This is a genomic window from Paraglaciecola sp. (genome assembly GCF_039943935.1).
Taxonomy (GTDB): domain Bacteria; phylum Pseudomonadota; class Gammaproteobacteria; order Enterobacterales; family Alteromonadaceae; genus Paraglaciecola.
This window is the reverse complement of record NZ_JBDUZQ010000005.1, coordinates 63987-81065: the sequence shown is the minus strand read 5'-3', so window position 1 is coordinate 81065 and position 17079 is coordinate 63987. Positions and strand designations below refer to the sequence as shown.

General features: G+C 39.6%; 15 protein-coding genes and 1 pseudogene. 3 read left to right on the top strand and 13 right to left on the bottom strand.

Features of this window, described 5'->3' with window-relative positions:
* The first annotated feature begins 149 nt into the window (after positions 1–149).
* A complete protein-coding gene (locus tag ABJD71_RS03465) occupies positions 150–1088 on the top strand; it encodes a MopE-related protein (protein ID WP_348164591.1) in 939 nt (312 codons plus the stop codon).
* 176 nt (positions 1089–1264) lie between these two features.
* Positions 1265–1378: pseudogene (locus ABJD71_RS03460) on the top strand (IS110 family transposase); the annotation flags it as partial.
* Positions 1379–1409: 31 nt separating this feature from the next.
* Here ABJD71_RS03460 and ABJD71_RS03455 read toward each other — a convergent pair.
* From ABJD71_RS03455 to sdhC, 12 genes are all read right to left on the bottom strand, one after another.
* The gene (locus tag ABJD71_RS03455) at positions 1410–1700 is read right to left on the bottom strand and encodes a hypothetical protein (RefSeq protein ID WP_348164584.1); all 291 of its coding nucleotides are present in this window, start codon (positions 1698–1700) and stop codon (positions 1410–1412) included.
* Positions 1701–2130: 430 nt separating this feature from the next.
* Positions 2131–2595, bottom strand: coding sequence for a hypothetical protein (locus ABJD71_RS03450; RefSeq protein ID WP_348164581.1), 465 nt, complete (start codon positions 2593–2595; stop codon positions 2131–2133).
* A gap of 81 nt (positions 2596–2676) precedes the next feature.
* The gene (locus tag ABJD71_RS03445; protein WP_348164578.1) at positions 2677–3075 is read right to left on the bottom strand and encodes a hypothetical protein; all 399 of its coding nucleotides are present in this window, start codon (positions 3073–3075) and stop codon (positions 2677–2679) included.
* A gap of 116 nt (positions 3076–3191) precedes the next feature.
* Complete coding sequence (locus ABJD71_RS03440; protein WP_348164575.1) at positions 3192–3449, bottom strand: hypothetical protein; 258 nt, start codon at positions 3447–3449, stop codon at positions 3192–3194.
* A 472-nt stretch (positions 3450–3921) separates the two neighbouring features.
* Positions 3922–4794 carry a succinate--CoA ligase subunit alpha gene (gene sucD, locus ABJD71_RS03435; protein ID WP_348164572.1) on the bottom strand — a complete coding sequence of 291 codons (873 nt, stop codon included), beginning with the start codon at positions 4792–4794 and terminating at the stop codon, positions 3922–3924.
* Positions 4794–5960, bottom strand: a complete 1167-nt coding sequence (gene sucC, locus ABJD71_RS03430) for an ADP-forming succinate--CoA ligase subunit beta (protein WP_348164569.1) — start codon at positions 5958–5960, stop codon at positions 4794–4796. Before sucC ends, sucD begins: the two co-directional genes overlap by 1 nt.
* 125 nt (positions 5961–6085) lie before the next feature.
* Positions 6086–7561: a 2-oxoglutarate dehydrogenase complex dihydrolipoyllysine-residue succinyltransferase gene (odhB, locus tag ABJD71_RS03425; protein WP_348164566.1), complete on the bottom strand. Its 1476-nt coding sequence runs from the start codon at positions 7559–7561 to the stop codon at positions 6086–6088.
* A 9-nt stretch (positions 7562–7570) separates the two neighbouring features.
* Positions 7571–10399: a 2-oxoglutarate dehydrogenase E1 component gene (locus ABJD71_RS03420; RefSeq protein WP_348164564.1), complete on the bottom strand. Its 2829-nt coding sequence runs from the start codon at positions 10397–10399 to the stop codon at positions 7571–7573.
* A 128-nt stretch (positions 10400–10527) separates the two neighbouring features.
* Positions 10528–11238, bottom strand: coding sequence for a succinate dehydrogenase iron-sulfur subunit (locus ABJD71_RS03415; protein ID WP_348164561.1), 711 nt, complete (start codon positions 11236–11238; stop codon positions 10528–10530).
* A gap of 11 nt (positions 11239–11249) precedes the next feature.
* Positions 11250–13019 (bottom strand): succinate dehydrogenase flavoprotein subunit, encoded by a 1770-nt coding sequence (gene sdhA / locus ABJD71_RS03410; RefSeq protein WP_348164558.1) that lies wholly within the window; start codon positions 13017–13019, stop codon positions 11250–11252.
* A complete protein-coding gene (gene sdhD, locus ABJD71_RS03405; protein WP_348164555.1) occupies positions 13020–13367 on the bottom strand; it encodes a succinate dehydrogenase, hydrophobic membrane anchor protein in 348 nt (115 codons plus the stop codon).
* Positions 13361–13735, bottom strand: coding sequence for a succinate dehydrogenase, cytochrome b556 subunit (gene sdhC / locus ABJD71_RS03400; RefSeq protein WP_348164552.1), 375 nt, complete (start codon positions 13733–13735; stop codon positions 13361–13363). The genes sdhD and sdhC overlap by 7 nt, the downstream gene beginning before the upstream one ends.
* Positions 13736–14275: 540 nt before the next feature.
* Between sdhC and gltA the strand changes: the two genes are divergently transcribed.
* A complete protein-coding gene (gene gltA, locus ABJD71_RS03395; RefSeq protein WP_348164549.1) occupies positions 14276–15556 on the top strand; it encodes a citrate synthase in 1281 nt (426 codons plus the stop codon).
* 308 nt (positions 15557–15864) lie between these two features.
* Here gltA and ABJD71_RS03390 read toward each other — a convergent pair whose 3' ends face one another.
* Entirely contained in the window at positions 15865–17067 is a 1203-nt protein-coding gene (locus ABJD71_RS03390) for a diguanylate cyclase (RefSeq protein WP_348164546.1), read from the bottom strand.
* Positions 17068–17079: the final 12 nt, after the last annotated feature.

Genomic DNA, 17079 nt, shown 5'->3' with positions numbered 1-17079 from the left:
TGATAATAAGGGGTATCGACAAGACTAATTTGGCTTTTACGGGACTGAGGCATAACACACCATCCTTGGTTGTTTGAATAACCTAAAGCTTAGAACAAAGCTGTGATTTAGCTAACTTTAAAAATGGGTGTCTTGTTTATTGTGATGAAATAATAGATTTAGCCAATGAACTAACAAGCCGTTCTGAACTTAATATTGATCCCAATCAGGTATACATAACCGGGTTTTCTTCGGGAGGCGGACAAGCGAATGTCATTGCATGTTTGGCGCCAGACATATTTGCGGGAGTAGGTTCAGCAGCAGGGCCTGGGTTAGGCACTAGTGCAAATCAATATTTATTTGTTCCATGGAATTACTCTGACCAAGACAAAGCAACCTTGTGTCAAAACATGTCTGGTAATTATACGGCTGACTTGACAACACAAATTTATTCTACAATTCATGGCAGTAATGACTCTTCTGTGGCACCGGGGTTCAATGACCATGGAGCAGATATTATGAGTTTAGTTTATGGCGCTACAGTTCAAGGACAATCTACAACAATAGCGACTGGTGGAACAAAAACAGTTTACTCCGATAGTGTTGGCCCTCGAGTATCAAAAATTTCGGTATCTGGAATGGGGCATGATTGGTCTACAGGAAACGGCGGTAACTCAGGCTATTTTGTCAATGATAAAGTCGACTATCCAAACTATGTTACGCAGTGGTTTTTTGACAATAATCGACGTATAAATAATGGTAATAATGCCATAGACGCAGATGAAGATGGATATAGTTCAATCAGTGATTGCAATGATTTAGATGCCAATATCAATCCTGGTGCCATTGATATATGTGGAGATGGGATTGATCAAAGTTGCAGTGGTAGCGACTCTATTTGCTCCTCTTGGATTTGCAAAGAATATACAACTTATAACACATACCATTACAATGCATCCCCCAAACGAGCAACTTATTGGTACTATAATTTTCAATATCATTATTATGCTAAAGGAAGTAGCGAAGAATTAGCTTTTACTGGGCCCTATTCGATCACGACAGTATCCGAAACAAACCAAGGCTATTTTGAAAAAGGACCATGCCTTTAAAAACTTAGATGGACACCCATTTTAGAGCTTTCAGAAAAATCACTAAGTTGGATTATGACGAAGTAAACACGGGTGTCTAGCATAGTCTCCATCCTTAATTGTTTGAATGCCTTAGAGTTTAGAACAAAACTGTGATTTAGCTATCTTTAACAATGGGTGTATTGTTTATTTTTACCTCAGGAAAACCAAAAAAAGTAGCCATCATTACTTGTATCAGAAAGATGGTTGTTATCTTGAACTCAATGCTAAGAGACGGCGTGATGTGGGAAGCGCCAAAGGCTAAAAATTAACTATTGGCGCCATAGTCTCTTGATATACGAATTATTTGCCAAAAATACCAGAATAGATTTCATCTCTTAGCTTATTGAAACTTGAGATAAAACTACCATTGGATAAACTAAAAACTCCACCTAAAATAATTAATAAAATAGGGATAAATAAAGCAAAAATTTTAGCCTCCATATCCTGCCTTTCGATACCATTAACAACAACTGTAGCATTAGAGTCAAGAACAACTTCAAGAGCTGGGTATCCAATTAAAATACCGATACAAATAAATACGAAACCTATAACTTTAGGAAATTTCAAATGAGCTCTTTGCGGTTTAAACATATTCTGCCTTAATTCGTATAACGCTCCAAAGCGCCGGCGCGCGCTTTTTGCGCGATGGGGTGGCTTTGTTTGTTATGTTTTAAATGCATTAAAGCTATTACCTAATGTTATGTAGCTGCTGATAATACTAGAATTATAATTGTACTTACTACAACTACTATAAGTACTTTTTGCCATGGATATCCTGCAATTTTTGTATTGCATACAGTGCATACGAAGTAAGAATATTTTGACCGCACTCGGACTTCTTTTGGCGAAACTATAGAATTACATTTTTTGCACGTTTTCATGTTTGAGCTTAAATTTATCTCTTAAAACATAACGCTTAACATATAGGGCAATTACTTGCTGGCTATACTGCGCGAAGCGCCAGCCAGTGAGTAATTGTCCCAGCGAGCCTTCGAGCGAAATAATGTTTTTGTTATACCTACTATTCGACATAATTGACGTTATACGCTGTTACGCTTATTTTTACTTTTTCACAGGGGTTATCGGCATTTTTACCAACACAATAACCTGTAAACCAAATGTCACCTAAACCTATATGTAAGCCATATGAGTTGGCAAACAAAGTAGAGAATGCTTGTTTTTCTACTCTACCTAACATCTCGCTGGTTATTATTCGACCATAGTTAGCTAGAAACTCCTTACTATTTTTAAAGTATTCAGTGCCAGCCTTGAAATTCACTCGAATAGGGTAACCATTATATTTTGCAACTTCCTCAGCATTTTTTAATACCAGTGCAGATTTCAATTTATAAAAAAATTCTTCGTATATTTTACTTTCACCATATAAATTTTTAAGTCGATTCCTTGCTTCTTCATCGGGAGAGGCCTTTAAAGAAAAAGTAAAAAAGAATAATGCCAGCAGAGCTAAATGTTTCAATAGTTTCATTTGTAGGTATAACGCCCCAAGCAGCGGAAAATGCGAACGTTTTGGCGCAGCCAGTGAGTGGTTTTCCGATCCCTTGGTTTGTTAGGCATTTTGTAGCCTACTGATAAAAGGAAGGGAGTTTGATAAAACTACAAACGAAAAGTTTTTTGTTACTACGAACCACTCCTTTAACCAATTTTCAGATCTAGCTATCCCCAATATATCTTTCTCTGAGCCTTCCTTTGAAAGCCACCCACCTTTGAGTATTTCATAAATCAAATGACCAGATTTGAATTCACCAGATTCCCAATAATACCTTAAATCGCCTTCTTCCATATAACGAAAAGCCCACACCTGTTCATTAAAAGTGATTTCGTATTCTTCACCATAATCAAAATCGACAACGATCGTTAGACTTTGATTTTTGAATTCAACACTAGAAATATTCGATTCGTAGCCGGAATTACTTTGAACATCAAATATTGGTACTGCTTCAATCATTGAGTGTGCCTAACGCCCCAATTTGGGGAAATTACGAGTGTTTTGGCACGAAGTGCCAGCGAGTAATTTTCCCAAGCCAGCTTGATGGCTGAACAACATTGGTTTGTTAGATGCCATTAGTCACCTGAAGAGCCAACCCCACTGCTATCTTGCGGGCCACCCCCCAAACTTTTTGAAGAACGAGATGGTGCATCCTGACTACGATTTAATAACCAAAGACCAATGGCTGCGAAAAAAGGTATTAACCAAACAATAAATATCTGAGCACCTTTTTGAAAGGTTTCCAAGTCGTCTCGGCGCGCTAGAAATATAGAAACAATAATATTAAATAAAATAGCTATGCCTACGATTACGTACCAAATTTCAAGCTCCATTTAAATTCTCCTATGGCATATAACAATTTATTAGACGGCATTATGTCGTGTTTAAACACCCCATAATGTCGTTTATTATTCGGGCTATTTTATTAAAAATCCCATACATGCTTATTTTATAACTGTTTTTTCCATATCAAGCAAAAGCTATATGTGGAAATACCCCAAAATGTCCACAATTTGCTGTTATTGGACAAATCACAAAATACTGTATATGAAAACAGTAAAATTTATCACAATGACAACCTTATGAATAAGTCTCCTTTTTTACAACATATCATCCAAGTTATGCGCAAAGCCAATGATGGCTGAAGATAGAATAACGTAGAACGCAGTTATCCAGATGACAGTGAGCGAAGTGAATAAGTGACTTAACCATAAGTGAACAATAAGCCCAGCGAATAACAAACCATAAAAAACCCGCTAGCAGCGGGTTTTTGTATTTGGAAGAATCATTAAAAATTAACGCAATTTACCAACCGGTGATTTCACGTAAACCTTTACCGATATCAGCAAGAGAACGAACAGTTTTAACACCTGCAGCTTCTAATGCTTTGAATTTTTCATCAGCTGTACCTTTACCGCCAGCGATAATTGCGCCAGCATGACCCATACGCTTACCTTCTGGTGCAGTTACACCAGCAATGTAAGATACAACAGGCTTAGTAACGTTAGCTTTGATGAACTCAGCAGCTTCTTCTTCTGCAGAACCACCAATTTCACCAATCATAACGATTGCTTCTGTAGCCGGATCTTCTTGGAACAATTTCAAGATGTCGATGAAGTTAGAACCAGGGATAGGGTCACCACCAATACCTACACAAGTAGATTGGCCGAAACCTTCATCTGTAGTTTGCTTAACGGCTTCGTACGTCAAAGTACCAGAACGTGAAACGATACCAACTTTACCAGGCTTATGGATGTGGCCAGGCATGATACCAATTTTACATTCGCCTGGAGTAATAACACCTGGGCAGTTAGGACCGATCATGCGAACGCCTTTAACGTTCAAGTATTCTTTAACGAATAACATGTCGATAGTTGGAATACCTTCTGTGATACAGATGATCAATTCGATACCAGCGTCTGCCGCTTCAACGATTGAATCTTTACAGAATGCAGCTGGTACATAGATAACAGATGCAGTAGCACCAGTTGTCTCAACCGCTTCACGTACTGTATTGAATACAGGTAAATCTAGGTGAGTTGTTCCACCTTTACCAGGTGTTACACCACCAACCATTTTTGTACCATAAGCAATAGCTTGCTCAGAATGGAAAGTACCTTGACCACCAGTAAAACCCTGACAGATAACTTTGGTGTCTTTATTAATTAATACAGACATTATTTGCCCTCCGCGGCTTTAACAACTAGCTGTGCTGCGTCAGTTAAACTGCTTGCAGCTATGATATCTAGGTCTGACTTAGCTAATACTTCACGACCAAGTTCAGCGTTTGTCCCTTCAAGACGAACAACAACAGGCACCTTAACTCCAACTTCTTTAACTGCACCGATAATACCTTCAGCGATCATGTCACAACGTACAATCCCACCAAAAATGTTAACTAGTACAGCACTAACATTACTGTCAGAAAGTATGATTTTAAATGCTTCAGCAACACGTTCTTTAGTTGCACCACCGCCTACATCAAGGAAGTTAGCTGGCTTGCCACCGTGAAGGTTAACAATATCCATAGTACCCATAGCAAGTCCAGCACCGTTAACCATACAACCAACGTTTCCGTCTAGAGCTACATAGTTTAGTTCCCACTTAGCCGCTTCAGCTTCACGAGCGTCATCTTGTGATGGATCGTGCATAGCTTTAACTTTAGGCTGACGGTAAGCAGCGTTACCATCGATAGCAACTTTCGCATCTAGACAATGAATATCACCGTCGTCTTTGATTACTAGAGGGTTGATTTCGATAAGTGCGATATCAAGATCTACAAACATTTTAGCTAAACCTAAGAAAATCTTAGTGAATTGCTTAATTTGTACGCCTTTAAGACCTAATTGAAAAGCCATCTCACGAGCTTGGTATGGTTGAGCACCAACAATTGGATCAATTTCAGCTTTCAGAATTTTTTCTGGCGTTTCTTCTGCAACGGTTTCGATTTCGACACCGCCTTCAGTAGAAGCCATGAATACAACACGACGTGAAGTACGATCAACAACAGCGCCTAAATAAAGTTCATCAGCAATATCAGTACAAGATTCAACTAAGATTTTGCTTACTGGTTGGCCGTTTTCGTCTGTTTGAAACGTAACTAGGTTTTTACCTAACCAGTTTTCAGCGAAGGCTTTGATTTCTTCTTTAGACTTAACTAATTTAACACCGCCAGCCTTACCTCGGCCACCTGCGTGCACTTGGCATTTAACCACCCACTCACTTCCGCCAATTTTATCAGCCGCTGCTGCAGCTTCTTCTGGAGAATCTGTAGCGATCCCTTCAGACACTGGCAAGCCATATTCTTTGAATAATTGCTTGCCTTGATATTCATGCAAATTCATGGTTTTTTACCCGTTTTATTTAAGAAAAAAGCGGCTTATTAGCTGCTTTATTTTTTATGCCGTTACCATTTATAACTAGTAACAGCGAGATGCAGGCAAGAGTAATTCTTACCTGCCTCGTTCAATTACACGTCTAACAATAAACGCGTAGGATCTTCTAACATTTCTTTAATAGTAACCAAGAAACCAACCGACTCTTTACCGTCGATAATTCTGTGATCATAAGAAAGTGCTAAATACATCATTGGCAAAATCTCTACTTTGCCATTCACTGCCATAGGTCTATCTTGGATCTTATGCATGCCCAAAATAGCACTTTGTGGAAGGTTTAAGATTGGTGTAGACATCAAAGAACCAAATACACCACCATTAGTAATAGTAAAATTACCGCCCTGCATATCAGCAAGACTTAATTTACCATCACGTCCTTTTAGCGCCAGCTCACGAATACCACCTTCGATACCAGCCATGCCTAACGCATCGGTATCTTTAAGTACTGGTGTCACTAAACCGCGAGGAGTAGATACTGCAATAGAGATATCGAAATAGTTGTGATAACAAATATCATCACCGTCAATAGAAGCATTTACTTCTGGGAAGCGTTTAAGGGCCTCAGTTACCGCTTTAACGTAAAACGACATAAAGCCTAAGCGAATACCATGTCGCTTTTCAAACTGCTCTTGGTACTGTTTACGTAAATCCATGATTGGCTTCATGTTAACTTCGTTAAAGGTCGTTAGCATTGCTGTGCTATTTTTAGCTTCTAATAAACGCGTAGCAATTGTTTTACGTAAACGAGTCATTGGAACACGTTTATCTGTTCTATTACCTAGCGCAACAGCTGGAGCTGCAGTTTCTGCAGCAGCAGGTTTAGCAGCTGGCGCTTGTAATGATTTCTCAACGTCTTCCTTCGTGATACGTCCGCCTTTACCTGTACCTTTAATGCTTGATGCATCGATACCTTTTTCAGTTAACAAACGACGTACAGACGGGCTAAGTGCATCATTGTCTTCTGATGTAGCTTCTGAAGCTTCAGCTACTGGCGCTGCAGCGGCGGCACCAGCAACAAATTTAGCAATAACTTGCTCACCTGTTACGGTTTCACCTTCAGGGGATAAAATCTCACTTAGTGAGCCGTCTGCCGGAGCAACAACTTCTAAGACTACTTTATCTGTCTCGATATCAACTAAATTTTGATCTCGAGAAATCGCTTCACCTGGCTGAACATGCCATGTTGCTACTGTTGCATCTGCCACTGACTCTGGCAGAACAGGTACCTTAATATCCACTGACTCACCTTTATTACCGGATGGTTGATTTGATTCTGCACTTGCAACAGGCGCTGAAGCACTAGCAGTTGCTGAACCTTCTTCGAAATTTGCTATTGTTTGCTCGCCTAAAACGGTCTCGCCTTCCATTTGGAATATTTCTGAGACGACTCCATCAGCTGGCGCTACTACTTCTAGTACTACTTTATCTGTTTCAATATCTACCAAGTTCTGATCTCGGCTGACTTTATCACCTACCTTTACGTGCCAGGTCGCGATTGATGCATCTGCCACTGATTCAGGTAATACCGGTACTTTGATTTCGATTGTCATACTGGTTCCTTATAAAATTGTTAATGCATCATCAACCAAGTCTTTTTGCTGTTGGTTGTGAACTGAAATATACCCTACTGCAGGAGAAGCAGACGCTTTTCTGCCAGCATAGGTCAAAGTCGCACCTTTTGGCAATGCAGCCCAAAAATGATGTTGACTACAATACCAAGCACCTTGATTTTGCGGCTCTTCTTGACACCAAACCCAATCTTTTGCTGTTTTGAATTTACTTACAATTTGCCCTATTTCTTCATGAGGGAATGGGTAAAGCTGTTCAATACGAATAATAGCAATATCATCTTGTTCGTTCTTACGACGTTGTTCTAATAAATCGTAATAGACTTTGCCTGAACACATCACAACACGTTTAACTTTACTTGGGCTAATGTCATCTACTTCATCGATCACGTTATGAAAAACGCCTTCAGCTAATTCATCAATGGATGATGTAGCTAACGGGTGACGTAACAATGATTTGGGTGACATCACTATCAAAGGCCGACGCATAGGTCGTAAAGATTGACGGCGCAACATGTTAAATACTTGAGCAGGTGTAGATGGTACACACACTTGCCAGTTATGATCGGCACACATTTGTAAGAAACGTTCTAATCTGGCGGAGCTATGCTCTGGACCTTGGCCTTCATAACCATGTGGTAATAACATTGTTAAACCACACAAACGCCCCCATTTTGCTTCGCCTGAACTTAAGAACTGATCGATAACCACTTGAGCACCATTGGCAAAGTCACCAAACTGCGCTTCCCAAATGGTTAATGTACCTGGTTCAGCTGTAGCATAACCAAATTCAAATGCGAGTACTGCAGCTTCTGACAATACAGAATCGTAGATTTCCATAGTGCCTTGCTCTGAATGCAAGTTCTGAAGTGGCATGTAGTCACTGCCATCAGTTTGATTATGTAAAACAGCGTGACGATGGAAGAATGTGCCACGACCAGAGTCTTGACCTGTCATTCGAATATTAGCGCCACCATCAACTATTGACGCGTATGCTAAGTTTTCTGCCATGCCCCAATCGTAGGCTTTGTCACCCGCTACCATTGCTTTTCTGTCTTGATATAACTTCGCAACACGAGACTGTAATTTATGATCTTCCGGGAAAGTACATAACTTATTGCCTAGCTCTATGATTTTGTCAGCACTAATTGCGCTATCAAACTTAGCATCCCAATCGTGCCCTAAATATGGAGTCCAATCTACAGAGTGTTCTGTCATTGGGCGCCACTCTTCTACAACACATGCTCCGTGGTCTAACGCAGCGCGGTATTCACTTACGAGCTTTTCAACTTCATGAGCTTCAATACTACCTTCTGCTATAAGTTGGTCTGCATATATTTTACGAGGAACGGGATGCTTTTTAATTTTCTGATACATCAAAGGCTGAGTAGCATTAGGCTCATCAGCTTCGTTGTGGCCATGCCTTCTGTAACATACTAAATCTATGACTACGTCACGTTTAAACTGATTACGGTAATCAAGGGCTAGTTTAGTAACGAATAAAACTGCTTCAGGATCATCAGAATTAACATGAAAAATTGGCGCTTGGACCATTTTTGCAATGTCAGTACAATATTGAGTAGAGCGTGTATCTTCTGTCTTAGATGTAGTAAAACCAACTTGGTTGTTGATAACAATACGTACAGTACCGCCTACTTGGAAGCCCCGAGTTTGGGACATATTAAAGGTTTCTTGAACTACACCTTGACCAGCAATAGCTGAATCACCATGAATAGTAATAGGTAAAACAACAGAGCCATCACTGCAGCCACGTCTATCCAATCTGGCTCTCACAGAGCCGATAACAACTGGGTTAACAATCTCTAGATGCGAAGGATTAAAAGAAAGCGCTAAATGTAGATTGCCACCTGGGGTAGCAAAGTCTGAAGAATAACCAGCATGGTATTTTACGTCACCCGCACCTAAGCTATCATCATGTTTACCAGCGAATTCATCGAACAACACTGAAGGGTTTTTACCTAAAACATTTACTAGTGTATTAATACGGCCTCTATGTGCCATACCAATTACGACTTCTTTCGTGCCTTTAGTACCAGCATGACTAATTAAGCCTTTAAGCATAGGAACTAATGCATCACCACCTTCAAGTGAAAATCGCTTTGCGCCAGGGAACTTAGCACCAAGGTATTTTTCCATACCATCAGCAGCAACTAACCCCTTAAGAATACTAACTTTTTCGTCTCTCGATATTTCAGGCTTTGCTTGAACCGATTCGATGCGGTTTTGTAACCAACGTTTCTGGTCAGTATCGGTAATATGCATATATTCAGTACCGATAGAGCCGCAATATGTCCGATTTAAAGACTTAAATAATTCACCAAGGGGTAAGGTTTCTTTGCCAATCGCGTAAGAACCCACATTGAAGTTAGTTTCAAAGTCACTTTCAGAAAGATTATGATGGGATAATTCTAAATCACGAACTCTAGGTTGTTTCCATAGCTCGAGTGGATCTAAATTAGCGTGTTGATGACCTCTAAAGCGATAAGCATTAATTAATTGTAATACCTTCACTTGTTTATCATCACCACTGACAGTTGCCTGTGTTGCAACTGCTCCGGCCCCTGCTCTAGCTGCTGGGCCTAATGCAGCTAATGTACGAAACTGCTCTCGTACTTGGCTGTGTTTTGTTTCAACAGCCACACCTTCTACTTCAGGTAATTTATCAAATACGTTTCGCCATTCTTCAGAGACGCTTTGCGCATCTTCAAGATAAGCTTCGTACATATCTTCTACATAAGTAGCGTTGCCGCCAGACATGTGAGATGAATCCCACCATGCTTTCATCACGCTTTGCTGCATTGTCTTCCCTTGGTTTAATCAGACTTGCAAATTAAGATGTGCAAGTGCACGCTTAACGTTTATCGGTGGGTAAACACCCGTTTTATAGGATTGGCAAGGCCAATGCAAAATACATTGGCCTAAAGCTCCTATACTGCTCTTTTTAACAACATAGATTTGATATGACCAATCGCTTTAGTTGGATTCAAACCTTTAGGACATACACTGACACAGTTCATGATGCCGTGACATCTAAATACACTAAATGCATCATCTAGATCATTTAAGCGTTCTTCGGTAGCGGTATCTCTGCTGTCAGCTAAAAATCGGTATGCATGTAACAAACCTGCAGGTCCAATAAACTTATCAGGGTTCCACCAAAAAGATGGGCACGATGTTGAACAACACGCACACAAGATACATTCATAAAGACCGTCTAACTTCTCTCTCTCTTCAGGCGCTTGTAAAAACTCACGAGCTGGAGGTTGGTTATCATCGTTAATTAAGAATGGCTTAATCTTTTCGTATTGAGTATAAAACTGTGTCATATCCACAACTAAATCACGAACGACAGGTAGACCAGGTAGAGGTCTTACTACAATTTTAGCACTTTTAAGTGCCGATAAAGGTGTAATACACGCTAAACCGTTTTTGCCGTTCATGTTTACACCGTCAGATCCACAAACGCCTTCACGGCAAGAACGGCGAAATGACAATGTTGCGTCCTGTTCTTTAAGTGCGATTAAAGCATCTAAGACCATCATATCTTGGCCCTCTTGGACCTCTAGCTGATAGTCTTGCATGCGTGGCGCATTGTCTACATCAGGATTGTAACGGTAAATAGAAAAATTCATTTGCATTGTCGTTACTCCTAGTACGTTCTTGCTTTAGGTGGAAAGGCTTCGCGCAATTTAGGTGACATATTCACCTCACGCTTTAGCATGGCATCGTTTTCTGGTAAGAACACTGAGTGGCACAACCAATTAGCATCATCTCGCTCTGGGAAATCAAAACGACTATGTGCTCCACGGCTTTCAGTTCTAAAGTTAGCGGCAACTGCAGTGCTGTATGCAGTCTCCATTAAGTTATCTAATTCTAGGCATTCTATACGCTGTGTATTGAAATCATTACTCTTATCATCTAAGCGAGCATGTTGAAGTCTTTCGCGTATTTCTCCTAGCTCTTTCAAGCCTGTTGCCATTGCATCACCTTCACGGAATACAGAAAAATTAAGCTGCATACATTGTTGAAGATCTTTCTTAATTTGAACTGGGTCCTCACCCTTACCAATTTCAGAATTCTCCCAACGATTAAATCGAGTAAGCGCTGCATCAACATCATCAGTAGATGCTTCGCGAGCTTCAATTCCGTCAATTGCAGAGCCAAGATGTAAACCAGTCGCACGACCAAATACAACTAAATCTAATAATGAGTTACCGCCTAGACGATTAGCACCATGAACAGATACACAAGCAATTTCACCACAAGCGAACAACCCTTTAATTGGGCTTTCTTTGCCGTTTGCATCAATACTTAGTGCTTGGCCATCAACATTTGTTGGAATACCACCCATCATATAGTGACAAGTAGGAATAACAGGAATAGGTTCTTTAACCGGATCAACGTGAGCGAATGTACGAGATAACTCAAGTATGCCAGGAAGGCGAGACTCAAGAACCTCTTTACCTAAGTGATCAAGCTTTAACTTACAATGAGGTCCAAGAGGCCCATCAAAACCACGGCCTTCACGGATTTCAGTCATCATAGAGCGGGCAACAACATCACGACCTGCTAAGTCTTTAGCATTTGGAGCATAACGTTCCATGAAACGTTCACCGTCTTTATTCAATAAATAACCACCCTCACCACGACAACCTTCGGTTACTAATGTACCTGCGCCAGCTATACCTGTTGGGTGGAACTGCCACATTTCCATATCTTGCATAGGAACACCAGCCCGTAGGGCCATACCTACACCATCACCTGTGTTTATGTGAGCATTAGTGGTAGAAGCATATATGCGCCCTGCTCCACCAGTTGCTAAAACGACGGCTTTGGATTTGAAGTAGACTACTTCACCAGACTCAATATCAATAGCAGTACATCCAACAACATCACCGTCTTGATTTTTGACTAAGTCTAAGGCATACCATTCGCTAAATACTTTTGTTTTATTTTTGACATTTTGTTGATACAACAAATGTAATAATGCGTGTCCAGTTCTATCAGCTGCTGCTGCAGTACGGGCACCTTGTTCACCGCCAAATGCTTTCGATTGACCACCAAACGGACGTTGATAGATTTTTCCATTTTCAAAACGCGAAAAAGGTAAACCCATGTTCTCCATTTCGATAATAGCTTCTGGACCAGTTTTACACATGTATTCGATAGCGTCTTGGTCACCTATGTAATCGGAACCTTTTACAGTATCGTACATATGCCATTCCCAGTTATCGTCATGGGCGTTACCTAAGGCAACCGTAATGCCACCTTGAGCTGAAACTGTATGTGAACGAGTTGGAAATACTTTTGATAACAATGCACAAGATTTTCCAGATTCTGATATCTGTAATGCCGCGCGCATTCCAGCGCCACCGGCTCCAATAACAACTGCATCGTACTCATGAACAGGAATACTCATTTACACACCCCACAAAACAAATAAACCTACTGCTACATATACAAAAGCAATTAGGTTAAGAATAAATTGGATAAACGCTCGTAAGCCTGGCGCTTTAACGTAATCTGTCAATACTTGCCACATACCTATACGTACGTGAAGCATAATTGACACTAACGCTGCAAAGGTGAAAACCTTCATAGCTATATTTGAAAATAAGTCTTTCCAAATTTCAAATGTTACTTCTGGCGTACATGCAAAAAAGCCGCCCATAAATATTGCAAACGCAACCATGATGATAGCGGTAGCTCGTATAGTTACGAAATCCTGCACACCATTACGTTTTAAACTTGCTTGACCAGTTACCATAATACAACTCCTATTACGACTGTAAGAATAATCCAAGCTGCAATGATAATCTTTGCGCTTAAATCACCTGATTGAAGCTCTTCCCAATGTCCCAAATCCATAATCATATGTCTAACACCACCTAACACATGAAACAAAAGGGCTGAAATAGTTCCAATAGAAACGAATAATCCTAAAGGTCCACTCATCTGTTCTTGAACAAATGAAAAGCCTTCAGAAGAAGATACAGATACAGCCCAAGCCCAGATCACAAACATTAGCGCAAAAAATAATGCGACACCTGTAATACGATGGAGAATGGAAGTAATAGCTGCAGGAGGGAAACTAATAGTATTGAGTTGTAAATTAACTGGTCTTTGTTTTTTCACGTTTATCGCTCTTTTTACCCGAGGGTTGTTTAAACATTTTTGCAATTGACATTTTGCATGCCGAATAACAGCCAAAAATGCCACCACAGTGTTAAATCAATGTAAATCAATAGTTAACAAGAAGTGTGCAATTTAATTTTCAGCACGTAAAGCCTAAGAAGTATATCCACCGACGAGAGGAAATACAATTATTGTTCAGTATTAAAGGGTTAACTATTTTAACAATACACATCTTTGAATTGCCATAACTCTAGGTATGCTTTACATTATAATAATAAAAAAATCGTTATACATTTCTCTAATTTAGAATTCACATTAGTTATAATCAAGTGTTAACAGGTTCTAAAATGGATGTTAACCGTACAATGCAAAAAACTTATTTGCTTTTAACATACTAAAGGAGCGAATTTTTACTGTATATGAGCGCATAAAAATTGACATCAAGCTGCATTGTCAGTACAAATAGCGACGATTTCGCCCCCTACATTTAGCGTCATAAGCTAATTTGGAACATAAAAACGATTCTGAGGAGAACAATGTATGGCAGATAACAAAGCCATTTTAAAAGCAGGTGATATAGAAGTAGAACTACCGATTTTGTCTGGTACTGAAGGGAATGATGTCATAGATATCCGTACTTTAGGTAGCACCGGTTACTTCACTCACGATCCAGGCTTTATGGCCACGAGTTCTTGTGAATCATCAATTACGTTTATTGACGGTGCTAAAGGTATCTTGTTACATAGAGGTTACTCGATTGAAGATTTAGCTAGAGAAGCTGATTATATCGAAGTCTGTTACATGCTTCTTCATGACAAAACTCCTAATACTGAAGAATATAACGATTTCAAAAACACGATTACTCGTCACACATTAGTTCATGACCAAGTTAATAACTTGTTCCGCGGATTTAGACGTGATGCTCACCCAATGGCGATGTTATGTGGAACCGTTGGCGCTATGTCATCTTTCTACCATGATGACCTAGATATCAGCGACCCTGAACAAAGACTGCGTAGCGGGCACCGTTTAATTGCTAAGATGCCTACGTTAGTAGCAATGTGTTATAAGTACAACATTGGTCAGCCTTTCGTTTATCCTAGAAATGATTTGAGTTATGCCGAAAACTTCCTAAACATGATGTTCTCTGTACCAGCTGAAGATTACAAGATTAGTCCGGCAGTAGCTAAAGCAGTTGATAGAATATTCATACTACATGCTGACCACGAACAAAATGCATCGACATCCACAGTCCGTTTAGCTGGTTCATCAGGCGCTAACCCTTATGCATGTATTGCTGCAGGTGTTGCTTCGTTATGGGGTCCTGCTCATGGTGGTGCTAATGAAGCTTGTTTAACTATGCTTGAAGAAATTGGCTCTGTTGATCGTATTCCTGAATTTATTGCACGTGCTAAAGACAAAGCTGATCCGTTCAGATTGATGGGCTTTGGTCATAGGGTTTATAAGAACTTTGATCCTCGTGCAACGGTAATGCGCGAAAGTTGCCACGAAGTATTACAAGAGCTAAATATCGATGATCCACTACTTAAAGTAGCAATGGAACTAGAAAAAATTGCTCTTAGCGACCCTTACTTCGCAGAAAAGAAACTTTTCCCGAATGTTGATTTCTACTCAGGCATAATTTTGAAAGCTATCGGTATTCCTACCAATATGTTCACATGTATTTTTGCACTTGCACGTACTGTTGGATGGGTATCTCATTGGCACGAGATGTTAAGTCAGCCGGGTCAAAAAATCGGTCGTCCTCGCCAATTATATACCGGTGAAGCCAAACGTCCTTACAATCAAATTGAAAAATAAAACTTTCAAGTTTTAAAAAGGCGACCTAGTGGTCGCCTTTTTTTGTTTTAGTGATTGAACCTTATATACTAAGATTAAAATAATCAGACGTTCTTTAAATTTAGTTTTCAATTAGAACTGAGTATCTTCATTGGTAAACGAAGCATCATATATATAAACAGTCACAACAACCATATAGTTCTATCCTAAACACTAGGGGATATCTAAACCAAGAAAAAGTAACAAAATCGTCCAGAATTACATTGGTTATATTACTTTTAAAATATGACAGTCGCACTAATTACTGCAAATACAGTTGATTAAATCACTTAACCTTCGACTATTTTATTTTTACCCGTTTGTTTAGCAGTTAACAGAGCTTGGTCAGCACGTTTCATAATGGAGTCCCACGTTGTAACTTTGTCAGGAGTAGTGATGTACAACCCGATACTAACAGTGACGTGTATACTCTTTACTGAAAATTTCAATTTACTAATATTGTTTAAAATATTTTTTGCTGTTGCCATGGCTTGTTCTCTATCACTATCACTTAGTAATACTTGAAACTCTTCTCCCCCCCAACGTCCAGCAAATTTATTTTCTGAATTCATAAATGATTGAATTTCTGAAGCAATAGATACAATGCATTCATCTCCAATATCATGGCCATATTGGTCATTTACTTGTTTAAAATCGTCAATGTCAATCATCATCACACCCAACTTGGTCTGATTCAGTTCATTAGACTCTAATGCATAAGTAATATATTCATTTAGCGCTGTACGATTAGGAATATTCGTTAAAGGACAAATTCGATTCGTTTTTTCGCTATGCATCCATTCATAACTTTTTCGAAAATAGAGAGCAATACTCAGAAAGCTGAGTACTGAAGCAATTAAGAACACCCCATATAATGAATAATTTGACGTATATATTATATGTGACTCTGCAGCTAGAACAGCTCGTGTATCTCCTACTACCCAATCAACCTTTGCGCTATAGGGATGGTTATTGTGGCAGTCAACACAGCTTTGATCATTCATAGTAACTGCACGCCCAAAAAATGCACTCATATCCTCTCCGTTATCTACAACTTTAAATATAGAGTTAACAGAGTTTTCATTCAATGCAGCGAGCACTTGAACTTCATGCTCATTAGATGGAATAGCAGTATTTTTACGCCATGGAAATGGATGATCACTATACATCCAAACTCGTTGCCCTGGGGTGCTAACGCTTTTTGCTAGCTCTATACTAAAAGTTGCAGGGTTAGGTACTTTATATTCAAAATCGACATGGTCATGGCCTGTTTCGATTGAAATTTTAGCGCTTAGTTTTTGTAATACCTGACTGTAAGAACGTCTAGCATTATCCACCAATTGAGTGACCAGTTCGGCGTTTTTGCGAGCGGATTCAATGGCACGCTGCTGGTAATGTTGGTCGATCAAATATATGCCTCCGCCCGTAGACATAATTGATACAACGATAAGAAGGAATATCGCGACTATATTATTGGATTTGTTTTTGATCATTTTCAATCATCA

Bases quoted from the DNA above. Each gene is read 5' to 3' on its own strand.
- ABJD71_RS03455 (WP_348164584.1), bottom strand. From the start codon at position 1,700: ATGTTTAAACCGCAAAGAGCTCATTTGAAATTTCCTAAAGTTATAGGT.
- ABJD71_RS03450 (WP_348164581.1), bottom strand. From the start codon at position 2,595: ATGAAACTATTGAAACATTTAGCTCTGCTGGCATTATTCTTTTTTACT.
- ABJD71_RS03445 (WP_348164578.1), bottom strand. From the start codon at position 3,075: ATGATTGAAGCAGTACCAATATTTGATGTTCAAAGTAATTCCGGCTAC.
- ABJD71_RS03440 (WP_348164575.1), bottom strand. From the start codon at position 3,449: ATGGAGCTTGAAATTTGGTACGTAATCGTAGGCATAGCTATTTTATTT.
- sucD (WP_348164572.1), bottom strand. From the start codon at position 4,794: ATGTCTGTATTAATTAATAAAGACACCAAAGTTATCTGTCAGGGTTTT.
- sucC (WP_348164569.1), bottom strand. From the start codon at position 5,960: ATGAATTTGCATGAATATCAAGGCAAGCAATTATTCAAAGAATATGGC.
- odhB (WP_348164566.1), bottom strand. From the start codon at position 7,561: ATGACAATCGAAATCAAAGTACCGGTATTACCTGAATCAGTGGCAGAT.
- ABJD71_RS03420 (WP_348164564.1), bottom strand. From the start codon at position 10,399: ATGCAGCAAAGCGTGATGAAAGCATGGTGGGATTCATCTCACATGTCT.
- ABJD71_RS03415 (WP_348164561.1), bottom strand. From the start codon at position 11,238: ATGCAAATGAATTTTTCTATTTACCGTTACAATCCTGATGTAGACAAT.
- sdhA (WP_348164558.1), bottom strand. From the start codon at position 13,019: ATGAGTATTCCTGTTCATGAGTACGATGCAGTTGTTATTGGAGCCGGT.
- sdhD (WP_348164555.1), bottom strand. From the start codon at position 13,367: ATGGTAACTGGTCAAGCAAGTTTAAAACGTAATGGTGTGCAGGATTTC.
- gltA (WP_348164549.1), top strand. From the start codon at position 14,276: ATGGCAGATAACAAAGCCATTTTAAAAGCAGGTGATATAGAAGTAGAA.
- ABJD71_RS03390 (WP_348164546.1), bottom strand. From the start codon at position 17,067: ATGATCAAAAACAAATCCAATAATATAGTCGCGATATTCCTTCTTATC.